Below are 15,870 nucleotides of genomic sequence, written 5' to 3' on the forward strand. Positions count from 1 at the left end.
GGGTATATATATAGGAATAAAGAGATAACTCTAAGCTTAATGTAAGTAAATTGGGAGAATGGCGGTGTCTATTATGAATCATACTGCTAGGTTAGGCTTATTTTTTATCGTAGCAGCACTTTTTGTTTATGTGTTTAATATATTTTTCTCTATACAGGGAGGAATTTACGGACAATTAAGTTTAGTGATCAGTTTATCAGTTGTTTTTATCGGTTTGGTTATTTTCTTTGAAAATCGACATCCCACACAAACATTAACCTGGTTAATAGTCTTGGGGAGTTTTCCAATTATCGGGTTTGTCTTTTATCTATTCTTTGGCAGAAACTATCGAAAAGAAAGAATTTACCGTAAAAAATATTTTCTAGATAAAGAAGCATTTCTGAAGATTGAACAAGAAATTGGTTCTAGAAGAGAAGAAAAGAGAAAGATACTCGATGGACATCAACGCAACTTATTTCACCTAGCTGAGAAACTTGGAAATACGCCTATTTCCTTCGGTACCTCAACAGAGGTATTAACAGATGGAGAGGAAACATTTTCAGCTATTTTGAAAGAACTGAAGAAAGCAAAACATCATATTCACTTAGAATATTACATTGTAAGAGATGATGCCATTGGTCAGGAGATAAAGGATATATTAGTTGAAAAAGCAAGAGCTGGGGTCCAGGTGCGATTTTTATATGATGCAGTTGGTTCTTGGAAGCTGTCAAAAAAATTTTGTGTAGAGATGAAAGAGGCAGGGATTGAAGTTATCGCTTTTGGTCCAGTTAAAATGCCTTTTTTTAATAGTAAATTTAATTTCAGAAACCATCGTAAAATTATCATAATTGATGGCAATATTGGTTTTGTTGGCGGTCTTAATATTGGCGACGAATATTTGGGAAGAAATCCTTCGATCGGATACTGGAGGGATACTCATTTATTAGTAAAAGGAAATGCTGTTAGATCCTTACAATTAATTTTTCTGCAAGATTGGTTTTATATGACAAACCATAGCTTTTTGACAGAGGAATATTTAACGCCTATTTCTGAGGAAAACTCGCATGGTGGGGTACAGTTGATTGCGGGGGGACCTGACAATGAATGGAGCGTCATCAAAAGTATCTTTTTTAGTATGATTACTACGGCAAAAGAATCGATTTGGATTGCTACCCCTTACTTTATTCCAGATGAAGATATATTTTCTGCTATTAAAATTGCTTCATTAAGTGGTGTAGATGTGCGTATTCTCGTTCCTAGTAAACCGGATAAAAGAATTGTTTTCCATGCTTCCCGCTCTTATTTCCCAGAGTTACTAGAATCCGGCGTCAGGGTCTTTGAATATAACCGCGGATTTATGCATAGTAAAATTATTATTGTAGATGGAGAAATTGCCTCCATCGGGACATGCAATATGGATATGAGAAGCTTTCATTTAAATTTTGAAGTTAGCGCATTTTTATATAAAACAAGAAGTACGGAAAAGCTTGTAAAAGACTTTCTGGAAGATATAAATCAATCAATCGAATTAGAAGAAAAGACCTTTAATAAGAGACATTATGGCTATAGAATGCTTGAATCGACTTCAAGATTATTATCACCTTTATTATAAAGTGGTTTTGATTTTATATAAAGAGCACGTATTTATTCATTACTTATTTGAAGGTAATGGGCAAAAACGAGCTCTTTTTTCGTATGGTTACATGTTCTATAAAAAAGAAGGAAAATTCAAATAAGAAGAAAGTTTAAGAAGGGATTCTAAGAATAAACAAGAATAAGTATAGAATAAATCGAAAAGGAGGAAATTTATTTTGTTTACAGCCATAACAGAAGCTGGCGAAATAATCAACTTGTTCACTAGGAAGGAGAAAGATGATTTAAAAGGCTTACGGCAAACTCCATTATATTGTCCAGAATGTAAAGGTCGTGTTCTCTTAAAAATGGGAGAAAAAAAGATAACACATTTTGCCCATGAAAGGAAAGCATGTTGTTCAAGTAATGGAGAGGCGGAGTCTACTTATCATTTACAAGGAAAGTTGCAATTATATCAGAAATTAGCTGAATTGAATCTTCACCCCCAAGTAGAGCCTTATTATCCAGAAATAAAGCAGCGGGCAGATATTAGTTTTGTCTTTCATAAGAAGCAGTATGTGATTGAATATCAATGTGCTAAGATTTCTCCACAGTTAATAAAGAAACGTACAGAAGGTTATCGAAAAGTAAATATTCATCCTATTTGGATTATCGGCTTTTGTCATTTAAAGAAGTGGAATCCAGTCAAATTGAAACTTTCTACATTTATTTATCAGTTTTTCATCTTATACCACAACCAATATCTTCTGCCATCTTATTGTCCATATGACCGGGCATTTTATTTGATTCAAAACCCAATACCAATATCCATCTCCCAATTCTTTGTGACTACTTTTTGCTATCCTTTAGTAAAAATAGAGGGAAAGCCGCCTCTAATTCCCAGAAAAAAATGGCATTTTACTTATTGGCGAGAGATTATTCATCGGCAAAAAACAAAGGATATACATTACCAAACAAATGATCAATTTTTAAAAGAGTTGTATGTTCATGATCTGCATCCTCATTTCTTACCTCCATTTATTGGAATCCCTTTAAAGGAAGGGTTTCTCCTCGAAACAGCACCATTATATTGGCAGGCTACTATTTTTCTTGATAGCTTTAAAGAAGAGATGAAAATATACCCCCTTCAAAAGATTTATGTGAATTTCCATAAGAGAATCGATAGTAGACAAATTAAAATAAGAGATTTTCCTTTTATAAGCGAGGCAGACTGGAGAAAAGCGGTTAAACAATATTTACACATTCTGGTGGAACTGAAGGTTATAGAGGAAGTAAAACCTCATTTTTATCGGATGCTTTATAAGAAGAAAATCAGAAATTATGAAATACAGGAACAAGAAGAAGCAATGTTCTATAAACAATTAAAAAAATTGGTTAATAAGCAATAAAGATAAATGAAATAACATAAAATACATATGCTAATGTATATGTAGAAAAATTGTTCATGCATTAAAATCGGAAATAGATCGAAAATTTGGTAGAATAAGAAGGAATTGGTTTGGAAATCGGAGAATATTTAATAATGTTTATTTTCGAATTCCGAAATAAAAAGAGTGGAGGATGGAATATGTCAGGAGAAACAGGAGTAAAAAAATTACCACTGCGTAATGAAGTTCCAGTAGAAGATACTTGGAGATTAGAGGATATATTTGCAAGTGATGAAGAATGGGATAAAGAATTTGAAGAAGTAAAGAAATTATCTCAAAAAGCAACAGAGTATCAAGGGAAGCTTTCCGAAAGTGCAGATGTTCTTTATGAAGCTTTGCAATATCAAGATGAGCTTTTATCAAGACTTGGGAAATTATATACATATGCACATATGCGTTATGATCAAGATACGACTAATAGCTTCTATCAAGGCGTAGACGGACGTATTAAAAGTTTATATGCACATGCTGCAAGTGCGTTAGCTTATATGGTTCCGGAATTATTATCCATTGATGAAAAAGTTATCAATGCTTATTTAGAAGAAAATAATGAATTGAAGCTGTATAAGAAGGCTTTAGAAGAAATCAATTTACAAAGACCACATGTGTTAAATGCTGAACAGGAAGCTCTGCTTGCACAAGCATCAGAGGTATTAGATTCTTCTAGCAATACATTTGGGATGCTGAATAATGCCGATTTGGAGTTTCCAAGCATTAAGGATGAAAACGGAGAAGAAGTAGAAGTTACACATGGTCGTTATTCTCGCTTTCTGGAAAGTGCAGATCAACGTGTACGCCGCGATGCATTTATGGCTGTCTATGATACTTATGGCAAATTTAGAAATACATTTGCTTCCACATTGAGTGGAGAAGTAAAAAGTCATACATTTAATGCGAAAATAAGAAACTATAATTCGCCACGACATGCTGCACTGGCTGCTAATAATATTCCAGAACAAGTGTATGAAAATCTAGTGGAAACGATTAATAAGAATTTACCATTATTACATCGTTATGTGAAATTGCGTAAAAAAGTCCTTGGCCTAGAAAAACTGCATATGTATGACTTATATACACCACTAGTAAAAGACGTAAAAATGGAAATTCCTTATGAAGAAGCGAAAGAATTAGTAATAAAGGGCTTGGCTCCACTTGGTGAGGAATATGCGTCTATCTTAAAAGAAGGCTTTGAAAACCGCTGGGTGGATGTACATGAGAATAAAGGGAAAAGAAGTGGGGCTTATTCTTCTGGATCCTATGGAACCAATCCATATATTTTAATGAACTGGCAGGATAATGTAAACAATCTATTTACGTTAGCACATGAATTCGGGCATTCTGTGCACAGCTATTATACAAGAAAATCACAGCCATATCCTTATGGTAATTATTCCATCTTTGTTGCAGAGGTAGCCTCTACTTGCAATGAATCCTTATTGAACGATTACTTGCTAAAAACAATAACTGACAAACAAAAGCGTCTATATTTACTGAATCATTTCTTAGAGGGCTTCCGTGGTACGGTATTCCGTCAAACGATGTTTGCTGAATTTGAACAATTAATTCATGAAAAAGCAAGTAATAATGAGCCATTAACTGCTGATTTACTGACAAAGGAATACTATGCTTTAAATCAGAAGTATTTTGGGGAAGAAGATATTATTATTGATGAGGAAATTGGCTTAGAGTGGTCAAGAATTCCGCATTTCTACTATAATTTCTATGTATATCAATATGCAACTGGCTATAGTGCTGCAACAGCATTAAGTAAACAAATATTAGAAGAGGGGACACCGGCAGTGGAACGATATATTGAGTTCTTAAAGGCTGGAAGTTCTGATTATCCAATTGAAGTACTTAAAAAAGCTGGAGTGGATATGACAAGCAAAACGCCAATCGAAGAGGCATGCCAAGTTTTTGAAGAAAAATTGAATGAGATGGAAAGCTTATTAAACGAAATTTAATTGACTTAAGAATAGTAAAGCGTGTGTTAGAGGAAAACTCTATTACACGCTTTTTTTCGTTTGCGATCAGTTTGAATTTATGAAGATTTTGTGAACATCATCCCAGTTGTATTGCAGAATATAATTAAATTATGATACTATTTAGTTGTGAAGTTAATCACAAACAAACTTATACCCCTTTGTTTGACCGTGAAAAATTTCTCCCATCCCCTTTGTTCGTAAAAGTAAAAAAGGCCTTGCCTTGAGACAGCAAGTCCTTTTTTATTTTTTTCGTCTTTTCAATAATAAAAAAATAGACATGGCATCTTTATAGATTACCACATCCCCCAGTTTTAACCGATATATTTCCAAAATACCCCATATTTAGCTGGTATTTGTTCTACTAGTTGTCGTAATTGCAATTTCTTCATTTCTTTTTCAATTTCTTGAATGGATTTATTATAAACAACAGATAATTCCTTTGATGCAACAAGTTTAAAGCATTCTAAAAAGTTTTCTAGTGGAGGTGGAGCTGCTTTTTCTGGCTGAATCTGCAGCATTTCCTCGATAATTTGTACATATACCTCATATGGATAGTAACCAGTAACTTTTATGCCTTCGTCTTCAATATTCTCATTAAAGAAGACTAATGTTGGTATTTCATTTACTTCCATTTCCCGTGTAATTTTTAAATCACATTGAAAAGCTTTAGCTGCACTATTTGAATGAATATCTGATATAAATTCTATTACATCGATTCCTACACTTTTAGCACAGGACTTAAGAACTTCAAAGGTAGCAATATTCTTTTTCTCTAGAAATAATAGTTCTTGTAATTTTCGCAAGAATTTCATCCCAGATTTCCGACCCTGCAATTCTGCTGCTTTAAGTGCAATGGAAGGTAGGTGTGGGGAAACGATAGGGTTATCAAACCATAAAGAACCATCACATGACATTCCTGAACGGCTAGCGGTTTTTTCCCAAAACTCGGCAATATTCGCATGCTTGCTCTTCTTACTGCAATTTAAGGAAGATAGTCTACCGCTTAATACATGTTTAAGGGAGAAATACCGTCCATATTCAATCTGCAATTTTTTCATAATAGGCTCAAGCGCCCAGCATTCAGGACAGAGTGGGTCGATAAACATATATATTTCGAGTGGTTTTCTATCTTGGCAATTGTCATCAGCTGTTTTCGGCTTGGATATAGAAATGTCTTTTTCCATCACGTGTTATCACCTTTTTTAGTTTCAATTTCCTCCGAATTAACCATATGTTTTGCTGTCAGCACGAGTCTTGAAAAAATCTCTTCTCGTATTTCGCTATCTAAGTCTACTTCTTCCATGGCTTCATCCATACAAGATAACCATGCCAAGGCGCGCTTTTCTGTTATTGGAAAAGGTAAATGTCTCGCTCTCAGCATTGGATGTCCATGTTCATTAGAGTAAAGAGGTGGTCCACCTAAAAATTGTGTAAGAAATTGTTTTTGCTTACGAGCAGTTTCTGTTAAATCTTTTGGGAAGATAGGAGCTAGGTCAGGATGTTGACCAACACGATTGTAGAATGCATCTACAAGTTTATTTAATGTGGCTTCACCAATTTTTTCATAAGGTGTCGACATTTTCTCGACCATATTTAAAACTCCTTTAGCGTTCTTTTATAGCAGTACTTTAACTATATTGTAACAATCGATATTTCATTGTACAAATAAATAGCTTGTAAACAGGTCGAGAGGGAAATTATGCCGTATAATGCTGCGTTACTTTAGCTACATAATTCTGTGTTTCCTTAAAGGGCGGAATGCCACCATATTTATCCACATTACCAGGTCCAGCATTGTAGGCTGCTAAAGCAAGTTCAACATTTCCGTTATATTTATCTAACATTTGTTTTAAGTATTTGCTGCCACCCATAATATTGTCTAATGGGTTAAAAACATTTTGCACACCTAATGATGTTGCTGTGCTCGGCATTAGCTGCATTAATCCAGATGCCCCGGCATAGCTTGTTGCATTAGGATTGAAATTGGATTCCACTTTGATAACAGAGCTGATTAATTTTTCCGGTAAGTTATATTTTTCAGCTGCTGCTTTAATCATTTCATCGAAATCAGAAGTGGTAGTTGCCGATGAAGAAGACAGCTTTGTTAAACTTAATGGCATAAGAGAACCAGTACTTGCTAAGCCTAATGGTATGGAGGCTGCTCCTAGTGTATTATTTTCAATTGAATCCGTTAATTTTGTTTCGGATGATAACATATTACTCAGAAAATCTTGGAAGAGGGTAGATGAACTACCGGTGTTTTGTGAATTTAAACCTTGTAAAGCTTGGAGTTCAAGCATTACCTTAAACTGATCAATTTTCATTGCTTTCCTCCATTTACGAAAAATAAGACATTTGCAATTAAGTAACAACACTTTTGCAGTGAACAAAATAGAAGCAATAAAGTGGGGGAGAAACTTTATTGCTGGGTACAATGGTGTAGAATAATCTAGCAAATTAATCGTATTTTTTAATATACTAAATTACTTCTGTTTATATTTTTCTTCATAAAATCTACGTACTTTGTTTTTGGTTTTTCGAACGGGAATTTTTAAGGTGGCTAATAGCTCCTGAAAGTAAATTTCTCCTTCTTCCCGATTGCTTACTTCATATTCTAACTCATAATCTTCTTTTTTTAAATAGAAACTATGGTCCAAAACTAGTAAACCATTTCCAATTTGTTTTTCTGCCCTAATTGTTCGTAGGCTTCCAAAATATATAATAGATGCAGGATCAATGTTCATGTTTCTTAACAAACTAGAAATTTGCTCATCATTTATTTTCCCAGTAGAGAAAATATCATCGCTTTCCGCTTTGGAAAGAGTTTTATTTGTTTCTAGAAGCCCGTCTGGATGAGGTTGCTTTAATGTTAATTCATATTCTGCCTTTTTTTTACGAATTCTAAGTGCGGAGTGATTAGCTTTTAAAGCAAAATCACTTGTATCAAAATAATGATTTTCTTGTTCAAATAAATCTTCCTTTCCCACTTGAAAATGGGTTAGGAGCAGTTCATATTCTTCTTTTGTTAACATATTTTTAAATTCGATTTCAATGTTTTGATTTTTAGACATATATAGATCCTTTCTTAAACCTTCTTGTCTATTATTATAATAGGAGATAGAGAAACAAGCTATGTTCGTGTTTCCATTATCTCAGTCGTTAGTCCTCCAGTTTGTACACTGCTGACAAGGCGCTTCCGCTTTTCTATCTGTCTAGCTGCAGCGCCTAGCGGTTAGCAAATTTCAGACTACCTCCCTACGATAAGTCAACATCGATTCGCTGACGCTTATCGTGTTTCCATTATCTCAGTCGCTAGTCCTCTAGTTTGTACACCGCTGACAAGGCGCTTCCGCTTTTCTATCTGTCTAGCTGCAGCGCTTAGCGGTTAGCAAACTTCAGACTACCTCCCTACGATAAGTCAACATCGATTCGCTGACGCTTATCGTGTTTCCATTATCTCAGTCGCTAGTCCTCCAGTTTGTACACCGCTGACAAGGCGCTTCCGCTTTTCTATGATAATTCTTGTGGTTGTGGTAAAATATGCATAGTTGGAGGGTGAATAATGAAACAAAAATGGCAGATTAAAGAGACGATTAAAAAGGAAAATGAACTAGTATTTCAACTGCAAGAGGATGTCAATTTAGAAAATGCGAAGGCATGTGGTCAAATACTTGTTGATTCTGATGCTCTTGCGTTTATATATTTACTTGAAAAGGAAAATGAATATGTTTATCTAGAAATTCCGGAAAGCGTATGGAAGGATTGTAAACAGGCGTTAGAGTCAAATAGTTCATTTTTTGTAAAAGATGAGAAGGGGCATTTATTGCTTGAAAACTTCAAAGAGGAATTAGAATATTTAATTGAGAATATTCGAGGAAATGGAAATTATGGAGAGGATATGGAAAAAGGAGTTTCATCCGTTTTTCTATAATGATTTGTTAGATTGAATAGAAGCAGATTTATACATGTTTTAATGGTGTAACTCTGCCTGTTTTGAAAAAAAATAGATAGTAATCGACAAATCTTCTATAAAAGAAATGCCTCGTCTGAAAAGAACCTTGGAATTGAGGTGTTATATATATGAAACAGTGGGATCAATTTTTGGCGCCATATAAACAAGCGGTAGATGAGCTAAAGGTTAAACTCAAAGGAATGAGACGTCAATTTGATCATGAAGATGATCATTCTCCAATAGAATTTGTAACAGGACGTGTAAAACCAATAGCAAGTATATTGGATAAGGCAAATGAAAAGGGCATATCTTTAGATAAACTAGAAACAGAAATGCAAGATATCGCGGGACTTCGGATGATGTGTCCATTTGTTGACGATATTATAAGAGTTGTTGAACTATTAAGACAAAGAAATGATTTTGAGATTGTAGAAGAGAGAGATTACATCTTACATAGGAAAGAAAGCGGCTATCGTTCTTACCACGTGGTAATTGTCTATCCAGTACAAACCATAAATGGGGAAAAGAAACTATTAGTCGAAATTCAAATTCGTACGCTTGCAATGAATTTTTGGGCGACGATTGAACATTCGCTAAATTATAAGTATAAAGGCCAATTTCCCGAAGATATTAAAATGAGATTGCAAGGAGCTGCAGAAGCTGCCTTTCGATTAGATAAAGAAATGTCTTTAATCCGGGGCGAAATTCAAGAAGCACAGGCTTTCTTTAACCGCAAGAAAGAAAATGATAAGAATAAGTAGTTTTTAGTTATAAATCACAAAAGAAAATTCAAAGATATTCTGCATTTCTAAAAACTGAGAAGAGGAGCTACCAAACTTATGAAATTTGCCGTTACCTCAAAGGGTGATTCGAAATCAGAAAACTTAGTCCAAATAATAAAACAATATTTGCTTGATTTTGAATTGGAATATGATGAAGAAGAGCCGGATATTGTTGTCTCCGTAGGGGGAGATGGGACACTTCTTTATGCATTTCATCGATACAGCAATCGTTTAGATAAAACAGCCTTTGTTGGGATGCATACTGGTCATTTAGGTTTTTATGCAGACTGGACGCCAGCTGAGTTAGAAAAACTCGTCATTGCGATAGCAAAAACGCCATATAACATTATTGAATATCCAATTTTAGAAGTGATAGTTCGTTATCAAAATGAGGAGAAAGAAACGAGATATTTAGCATTAAATGAATCAACGGTGAAAAGTATGGAAGGAACCTTTGTCATGGACGTAGAAATGAGCGGCAAACATTTCGAACGATTTAGAGGGGATGGTCTTTGTGTATCTACCCCTTCTGGAAGTACTGCTTATAATAAAGCTTTAGGCGGAGCGATTGTGCATCCTTCCATTGAAGCAATACAGTTGGCAGAAATGGCTTCTATAAATAATAGAGTCTTTCGAACGGTTGGCTCCCCATTAATTTTACCGAAACATCATACATGTGTATTAAAGCCAGTAAATGAACCTAATTTTCAAATCTCTATTGATCATTTGAATCTATTACATAAAAAAGTACATTCGATTCAATATCGAGTAGCAGAAGAAAAAGTACGGTTTGCAAGGTTTCGACCGTTTCCGTTTTGGAAACGAGTACATGATTCTTTCATTTCTGAATAAGAAAGAGACAGGAGCGATAGCTTGAGCTTTACGTTAGAGTGGGTTATGCAGCAGGAAAAAGGCATGACCATTAAGGAATTTTTGAAGACTCAACAAATTTCTAAGGCAGCTATAACAGATATAAAGTTTAAGGGTGGGAAGATTCTTGTTAACGAAAAAGAAGAAAATGTTCGCTATACGTTAAAGGAAGGCGATCAATTAGTGGTTTCTTTTCCACCGGAGCTGCCTAGTAGCGGCTTAATTCCAGAACAGATCTTGTTAAACATTGTCTTTGAGGATGAGTATCTATTAATTGTACAAAAAGAATATGGGATGAATACGATACCATCAAGAGAGCATCCTAGTGGTAGTTTGGCTAATGCTTTAGTAGGCTACTATCAAAAGCAAGGAATTGAAGCAACAACCCATATTGTCACGAGATTAGATCGGGATACATCTGGATTAGTGCTGATTGCGAAACATCGTCACATTCACCATTTACTTAGTGAACAGCAAAAAGGCGGTGATGTAAAAAGAAAATATCTCGCTTTTGCTGAAGGGCAAATTTCTCCGTTAGCTGCTACCATTAATGAGCCAATTGGCAGATGCTCGGACAGTATTATTAAAAGAGAAGTAAGGAAAGATGGCCAATCAGCCATTACACAATATCGTGTATTAGCACAGGATAAGCATTTATCTCTTGTGGAATTGTCTTTAGAGACTGGAAGAACGCACCAGATTCGTGTTCATCTAGCTTATCAGGGACATCCGCTTTTAGGTGACGATTTATATGGAGGAAAACGAGATTGGATAAATCGGCAAGCTCTACATTGTTTTTATCTTAAGTTTACGCATCCTGTGACGAAACAATCGATTACTTTTACAGTTGATCTCCCTGATGATATGAAAAGGCTCGAACAGAAATTAAAAAAGAGTGAAGAATCCATTTAAAAGGAACCTTCACTCTTTTTACTTATTTTGCTAAACTGAATTAATGATTCTTTGCTGTTTCTGTATCGAATGTGCGAAATTTTTCATCTATAAGAGGCATACTGGAACACACAGATTCAACAGTTAGTTCTGGATATTGAAGTGCCGTTAATTTCCCTCCGAAGACCGCGCCGGTATCTATGTTGTATGTTCGATTCATTTCTCTTACATTTCGCACAGGGGTGTGTCCATATACAACAATCGGTTTTCCTTTATACTTTTTGGCCCAATCTCTTCTTACAGGAGAACCGTTCCCATGAACCTCTCCGGTGATATCGCCATAAAGCACAAAGGTTTTTACTTTATTATGGTACTGTCCAATATAATCTTCACGAATACCTGCATGGGCAATGACAATTTTTTGATTGTCTAAGATATGGTATAATGGTGCATTTTCGTATAACTCTTTAAACATCCTTCTTATTCTTTGTTGTTCCTTTTTATTTAATTGCTCCCATTCGGCAACAGTTGTTTCCAAGCCATGGGCAATTTTTACCTTTCTTCCTAAGAAGAAACGGTATAGTTTATCACAATGGTTTCCAGGTACATAATAAGCTAACTCTTTCTTAACTAATAAATAAACCGTTTCGATAACCGCTAAGGAAGCGGGACCTCGATCTGTTAAATCACCAACAAAGGCAAGCTTTCTTCCTGCTGGATGCAAAGGATAACCTTGGTCCCAACTATAGCCTAATTTTTCAGTTAAAAGCGTAAATTCCTCGTAACATCCATGGATATCTCCAATGATATCAAGCTTCATTAAAATCACTCCTTTACCTTTTACTATACCCAATTGCTATAATGTGCATTTTTGTTAATTGTTTCTCTATTTGGGGAATTATAAAGAGAGTAATTTGTTTATGTATAAATAAAAGACAAATCGTTTATCTTTTGTTACTATAAAAATCATATTATTTTTTTATGAGAGGAGGAAGAACTAGATGGTAGAGAAAATATTAACAAATGAAGCACAGCATGCTGTAATTCTCCATTCTTTACAAAATGAAAACTTACAAGAATTCCGAAAAAATTTCCTTGATTTACATCCATATGATCAAGCTTCATTTTTTAAGGAAATGGAGATCGAAGAAAGAGCTCAAGTTTTTGAATATTTAGCTCCAAGTGAAATTGCAGAGATGTTCGAGAACTTACAAATGGATAATTGGGAATATCAAGCGTTGTTTGCTAAACTATTACCCGATTACGTTGCAGAGACATTAGCGAATATGTCCGTTGATGATGCTGTCGATATTTTAAATGTGTTGGATAAAGAGCAAGTAGAAAGCTATTTGGCAATAATGGATCAGCCGACTACGGCACGTCTTAAAGCACTTATGCACTATGAAGAGTCTACAGCCGGGAGTATTATGACAGTTGACTACATTAGTTTATCTGCAGAACAAACGGTAGCATCTGCTATGGAGATCCTGAAAAGAGAAGCTCCTAATGCGGAAACAATCTACTATATATATGTTGTTAATGAACAAAAGCAATTAGTAGGCGTTGTCTCGTTGCGAAGTTTAATTGTTAGTGATAATCAGACGCTCATAAAGGAAATTATGAATGATCGCATTTATTCTGTTTCTGTAAGTGAAGACCAAGAGGAAGTAGCAAGAAAAATGCAAGACTATGATTTCTTGGCATTGCCTGTGGTTGATTTTCAAAAAAGGCTGCTTGGGATTATTACCATTGATGATATTGTAGACGTCATGCAAGAAGAGGCTTCGGAGGATTATTCTAAATTTGCTGCTGTTTCAAACATGGATTTCGTTGACCAGCATCCCTTTTCTGCTGCTAAAAAGAGATTGCCATGGCTAATTATCTTATTATTTCTTGGCATGTTTACTGCAAGCTTAATTGGTCGATTTGAAAAAACATTAGACCAAGTTGCTATCCTTGCTGTATTTATTCCGCTTATTGCAGGAATGGCTGGAAATACCGGAACACAAGCCTTAGCTGTAGCCGTTCGTGGGATAGCTACTGGGAATATTGGCAAAGAAAGCAGTTGGAAGTTAATAGGAAGAGAAGCGGGGACAGGGCTTATTACCGGAACAATCTGTGGGTTGCTTGTAATGGTTGTGGTGTATATATGGAAGGGTGATTTCTTTTTAGGAATGCTAGTGGGCATTTCGATTCTTGGAACACTAATTGTTGCTACAATAGCTGGGGCAATCATTCCTCTTATTATGCATAAATTTAAAATTGATCCAGCCGTTGCCTCAGGGCCGTTTATTACGACAATAAATGATATCATCAGTATTTTGATTTATTTTGGTATGGCAACAATGTTTATGAGTTATTTAACAAATTAGAAAAAAAAGGAGGGATAGTGATGGCACATGGTGCATCTTTCGCATCACTAGTTATCGTGGTGACGGTAGCTCTATTAACCCCCATTATTTTGCAGCGACTTAAATTGAATGTCATTCCGGTAGTTGTTGCCGAAATTTTGATGGGATTAATTATAGGAAAAAGCGGATTTAATCTAGTCGAACAGGATATGTGGCTAGAAACGCTATCAACATTAGGATTTATCTTTTTAATGTTTTTAAGTGGGTTAGAGATAGACTTTTCTGCTTTCTCTAGTAAGAAAAAAAGAGAGACTCTGCCTAATGGAGAATTGGAGCCAAAATCCTTTCAAACGGCAATTATTATTTTTGCAGCAATTCTCGTTCTTTCCATTGGATTAAGCTTCTTGTTTGTATTCGCTGGTTTTGTTGATAGTACTTTCTTAATGACAATAATTATTGCAACTATCTCTTTAGGAGTTGTAGTACCTACTTTAAAAGAAGCAAATATAATGAAATCAGTTATTGGGCAAATTATTTTGCTAGTGGCTGTAATTGCAGACTTAGTCACGATGATTTTGCTTGCTGTTTTTGCTTCTATCCATGAATCAGGAGGAAATACTTGGCTGCTATTAATTCTTTTTGGAGCAGGGTTAATTCTTTACTTTGTTGGTAGAAGAATAAAAAATAAAAAATTTATGGATACTCTTTCCCGAGGAACCGTGCAAATTGGTACGAGAGCAGTATTTGCACTAATCATTTTTCTTGTTGCACTTTCCGAATCTGTTGGAGCTGAGCATATCTTGGGGGCTTTCTTGGCAGGGGTCCTAGTGTCATTATTATCGCCAAATGAGGAATTGGTTCATCAGCTTGATTCCTTTGGTTATGGATTTCTAATTCCTATATTCTTTGTGATGATTGGTGTGGAGATGGATATATGGTCATTATTTACTGATCTTAAACTATTGCTATTTATCCCATTACTATTAGTGGCATTATTAGTAAGTAAGCTGCTGCCAATCTATTATTTAAAAAAATGGTATGATACTAAAACAATTGTTGCATCTGGATTTTTATTAACTTCAACCTTATCCCTTGTAATTGCAGCAGCGACAATTGGGGAACGATTGAATATTATTACTACCCAAATGAGTGGTACTTTTATTCTGGTAGCGATTATTTCTTGTATCATTACGCCAGTTGTCTTTAAAAAGCTATTCCCTAAAGAGGCTGCACGTGAAAAAGTGATAAATGTTTCTATTATTGGGGTTAATCAGGTAACCATGCAGGTTTATCAAGAGTTAAAGTCCACATTGTATGATGTTACTTTTTATCATAAAAAACAAGAAAAACATGATTTTCAAATTGCGGACTCCCTATTTGAAATCATTGAGTTGGAAAATTATTCAGAGGATATACTGCAACAAACAGATATTTATGGAGCTGATATTGTTGTTGTTTCCACAGGAGATTCTTACTTAAATGCTGAGATGAGCTTGATGATAAAAAGGGCAGGGGTAGACCGAGTTATTTGTCGTGTCGAGAACATGGAGAAAGAAGAAGTGCTGCGCAGAGAAGATATCGAAGTTTTCTCTATGCTTACTTCAACGAAGGCATTATTAACGGCATTAATTCAATCACCAAATATATTTGCCTTACTTGGTAATACGGAAACAGCATTACATGAGATTACTTTAAGAAACAAAGAATTTGAAGGGATGTCCTTGCGCTCATTCCCATTTACGGGAGACGTTATTTTCGTTCGCATTTTCAGAGGCTCTGATTTTGTTATTCCACATGGAGATACAGAATTACAGCTTAATGATCATCTTCTTGTTACAGGATCACACTCGTATGTAACAGAATTAAAACGCCAACTAGAGTTTAATTATAAGTAAGCAAGTAAACCAAGCTTTCTCTTTCTTTTGATAAAAGGAAGAGAAAGCTTTTTTCAGAGTTTGGTTCCTTTTAATGGGAATGAAAGTAGATAAAGGGAAGATGGGGTTAATGAATAGTTTTTGCTGAAAGAAATGATAGAGTTTT

Annotated in this window: 14 protein-coding genes; 9 read left to right on the top strand and 5 right to left on the bottom strand. The window is 35.1% G+C overall.

Features of this window, described 5'->3' with window-relative positions:
- Positions 1-73 precede the first annotated feature (73 nt).
- From cls to pepF, 3 genes are all read left to right on the top strand, one after another.
- A complete protein-coding gene (gene cls, locus NSQ89_RS03740) occupies positions 74-1,591 on the top strand; it encodes a cardiolipin synthase (protein WP_336045288.1) in 1,518 nt (505 codons plus the stop codon).
- Between the two features lie 199 nt (positions 1,592-1,790).
- Positions 1,791-2,960, top strand: a complete 1,170-nt coding sequence (locus NSQ89_RS03745) for a competence protein CoiA (protein ID WP_251688802.1) — start codon at positions 1,791-1,793, stop codon at positions 2,958-2,960.
- Positions 2,961-3,139: 179 nt separating this feature from the next.
- Complete coding sequence (gene pepF / locus NSQ89_RS03750) at positions 3,140-4,963, top strand: oligoendopeptidase F (RefSeq protein WP_336045275.1); 1,824 nt, start codon at positions 3,140-3,142, stop codon at positions 4,961-4,963.
- A gap of 332 nt (positions 4,964-5,295) precedes the next feature.
- Here pepF and NSQ89_RS03755 read toward each other — a convergent pair whose 3' ends face one another.
- The 4 genes from NSQ89_RS03755 to NSQ89_RS03770 all read right to left on the bottom strand — a co-directional run bounded on the left by NSQ89_RS03755 (position 5,296) and on the right by NSQ89_RS03770 (position 8,055).
- Positions 5,296-6,168: a ClpXP adapter SpxH family protein gene (locus NSQ89_RS03755; RefSeq protein ID WP_047942441.1), complete on the bottom strand. Its 873-nt coding sequence runs from the start codon at positions 6,166-6,168 to the stop codon at positions 5,296-5,298.
- Complete coding sequence (locus tag NSQ89_RS03760; RefSeq protein WP_047942439.1) at positions 6,168-6,575, bottom strand: globin domain-containing protein; 408 nt, start codon at positions 6,573-6,575, stop codon at positions 6,168-6,170. The genes NSQ89_RS03755 and NSQ89_RS03760 overlap by 1 nt, the downstream gene beginning before the upstream one ends.
- Positions 6,576-6,681: 106 nt before the next feature.
- The gene (locus tag NSQ89_RS03765) at positions 6,682-7,308 is read right to left on the bottom strand and encodes a lytic transglycosylase domain-containing protein (RefSeq protein ID WP_047942438.1); all 627 of its coding nucleotides are present in this window, start codon (positions 7,306-7,308) and stop codon (positions 6,682-6,684) included.
- A 159-nt stretch (positions 7,309-7,467) separates the two neighbouring features.
- Positions 7,468-8,055: a CYTH domain-containing protein gene (locus NSQ89_RS03770; RefSeq protein WP_047942437.1), complete on the bottom strand. Its 588-nt coding sequence runs from the start codon at positions 8,053-8,055 to the stop codon at positions 7,468-7,470.
- Positions 8,056-8,546: 491 nt separating this feature from the next.
- Here NSQ89_RS03770 and NSQ89_RS03775 point away from each other — a divergent pair, with 491 nt between their 5' ends.
- From NSQ89_RS03775 to NSQ89_RS03790, 4 genes are all read left to right on the top strand, one after another.
- Positions 8,547-8,915 (top strand): UPF0738 family protein, encoded by a 369-nt coding sequence (locus tag NSQ89_RS03775; RefSeq protein WP_061797435.1) that lies wholly within the window; start codon positions 8,547-8,549, stop codon positions 8,913-8,915.
- A gap of 149 nt (positions 8,916-9,064) precedes the next feature.
- Positions 9,065-9,697 (top strand): GTP pyrophosphokinase, encoded by a 633-nt coding sequence (locus NSQ89_RS03780; RefSeq protein WP_047942435.1) that lies wholly within the window; start codon positions 9,065-9,067, stop codon positions 9,695-9,697.
- 78 nt (positions 9,698-9,775) lie between these two features.
- Positions 9,776-10,570, top strand: a complete 795-nt coding sequence (locus NSQ89_RS03785; protein WP_047942434.1) for an NAD kinase — start codon at positions 9,776-9,778, stop codon at positions 10,568-10,570.
- Between the two features lie 45 nt (positions 10,571-10,615).
- The gene (locus NSQ89_RS03790; RefSeq protein ID WP_061797851.1) at positions 10,616-11,500 is read left to right on the top strand and encodes an RluA family pseudouridine synthase; all 885 of its coding nucleotides are present in this window, start codon (positions 10,616-10,618) and stop codon (positions 11,498-11,500) included.
- A gap of 40 nt (positions 11,501-11,540) precedes the next feature.
- Here the strand turns inward: NSQ89_RS03790 and prpE are convergent, their stop codons facing one another.
- On the bottom strand, positions 11,541-12,299 hold the full coding sequence (gene prpE, locus NSQ89_RS03795; RefSeq protein ID WP_047942433.1) for a bis(5'-nucleosyl)-tetraphosphatase PrpE: 759 nt from the start codon (positions 12,297-12,299) through the stop codon (positions 11,541-11,543).
- 181 nt (positions 12,300-12,480) lie between these two features.
- Between prpE and mgtE the strand changes: the two genes are divergently transcribed.
- Together mgtE and NSQ89_RS03805 are read left to right on the top strand one after the other, a co-directional pair.
- Positions 12,481-13,851: a magnesium transporter gene (gene mgtE, locus NSQ89_RS03800; RefSeq protein ID WP_047942432.1), complete on the top strand. Its 1,371-nt coding sequence runs from the start codon at positions 12,481-12,483 to the stop codon at positions 13,849-13,851.
- A gap of 20 nt (positions 13,852-13,871) precedes the next feature.
- Complete coding sequence (locus NSQ89_RS03805; RefSeq protein WP_047942431.1) at positions 13,872-15,725, top strand: monovalent cation:proton antiporter family protein; 1,854 nt, start codon at positions 13,872-13,874, stop codon at positions 15,723-15,725.
- Positions 15,726-15,870: the final 145 nt, after the last annotated feature.

Source organism: Niallia sp. FSL R7-0648 (genome assembly GCF_038007005.1).
GTDB lineage: Bacteria > Bacillota > Bacilli > Bacillales > Cytobacillaceae > Niallia > Niallia circulans.

Excerpts from the sequence above, each read along its gene's own strand:
- cls (WP_336045288.1), top strand. The coding sequence starts at position 74 with ATGAATCATACTGCTAGGTTAGGCTTATTTTTTATCGTAGCAGCACTT.
- pepF (WP_336045275.1), top strand. The coding sequence starts at position 3,140 with ATGTCAGGAGAAACAGGAGTAAAAAAATTACCACTGCGTAATGAAGTT.
- NSQ89_RS03755 (WP_047942441.1), bottom strand. The coding sequence starts at position 6,168 with ATGGAAAAAGACATTTCTATATCCAAGCCGAAAACAGCTGATGACAAT.
- NSQ89_RS03760 (WP_047942439.1), bottom strand. The coding sequence starts at position 6,575 with ATGGTCGAGAAAATGTCGACACCTTATGAAAAAATTGGTGAAGCCACA.
- NSQ89_RS03765 (WP_047942438.1), bottom strand. The coding sequence starts at position 7,308 with ATGAAAATTGATCAGTTTAAGGTAATGCTTGAACTCCAAGCTTTACAA.
- NSQ89_RS03770 (WP_047942437.1), bottom strand. The coding sequence starts at position 8,055 with ATGTCTAAAAATCAAAACATTGAAATCGAATTTAAAAATATGTTAACA.
- NSQ89_RS03775 (WP_061797435.1), top strand. The coding sequence starts at position 8,547 with ATGAAACAAAAATGGCAGATTAAAGAGACGATTAAAAAGGAAAATGAA.
- NSQ89_RS03780 (WP_047942435.1), top strand. The coding sequence starts at position 9,065 with ATGAAACAGTGGGATCAATTTTTGGCGCCATATAAACAAGCGGTAGAT.
- NSQ89_RS03785 (WP_047942434.1), top strand. The coding sequence starts at position 9,776 with ATGAAATTTGCCGTTACCTCAAAGGGTGATTCGAAATCAGAAAACTTA.
- NSQ89_RS03790 (WP_061797851.1), top strand. The coding sequence starts at position 10,616 with ATGCAGCAGGAAAAAGGCATGACCATTAAGGAATTTTTGAAGACTCAA.
- prpE (WP_047942433.1), bottom strand. The coding sequence starts at position 12,299 with ATGAAGCTTGATATCATTGGAGATATCCATGGATGTTACGAGGAATTT.
- mgtE (WP_047942432.1), top strand. The coding sequence starts at position 12,481 with ATGGTAGAGAAAATATTAACAAATGAAGCACAGCATGCTGTAATTCTC.
- NSQ89_RS03805 (WP_047942431.1), top strand. The coding sequence starts at position 13,872 with ATGGCACATGGTGCATCTTTCGCATCACTAGTTATCGTGGTGACGGTA.